The sequence below is a fragment of the Photobacterium sanguinicancri genome, assembly GCF_002265265.1.
GTDB classification, from domain to species: Bacteria; Pseudomonadota; Gammaproteobacteria; order Enterobacterales; family Vibrionaceae; genus Photobacterium; species Photobacterium sanguinicancri.
Genome location: NZ_NOIF01000435.1, coordinates 1 through 528 on the forward strand (window position 1 = coordinate 1; position 528 = coordinate 528).

Sequence of the window (528 nt, forward strand, 5' to 3'; positions counted from 1 at the left end):
ACCTCGATGAATGCGCCGGCGTGGCTCATCGTCGCCTCGAGCGTGATAGCCTCGACCCAACCGTTTTCCGCCTCGGCGGGCGCTTCGCGGCTGTCGGAGACGATGAAGGTGCGGTCGCCCTGGGTGACGCGGAACCGCATATCCTCGACACGGGCGAGGATATCGTACCAGCCATAGCCCTTGAACGCGTCCTGGGCCTCGACCAGCGGACCACCGAACGGATTATGCTTCGCGATCGCCGCCTGCGCGGGTTGGCCGATCAGCGCATCGAAGTCGGGCATCAGCACCATGCCGGTGTCGGTCACGCGTGCGCCGCTCTCGTAGTTGCGTGAGCTGTCGGCCGCATAGGCGGTCCATGCGAACAGATAGGGCTCGGCTTCGGGTAGTGCGATACCGAGCGAGCGCGCCTCGCGCCAGTCATGCGCCGACAGCCGGAGCGTCCCCGCGGCCTCGATCGCGCGGTAGATCGCGAGCCGGACCGCATCGCGCAGGGCGGCGATGCCGGTGTTCTCGACCACTTCCTTGCGC

1 protein-coding gene is annotated in these 528 nt (G+C 67.4%); it reads right to left on the reverse strand.

Features of this window, described 5'->3' with window-relative positions; genetic code table 11:
• Positions 1-528: hypothetical protein (locus ASV53_RS24475; protein ID WP_205049243.1), on the reverse strand; the 528-nt coding region annotated here is incomplete at both ends.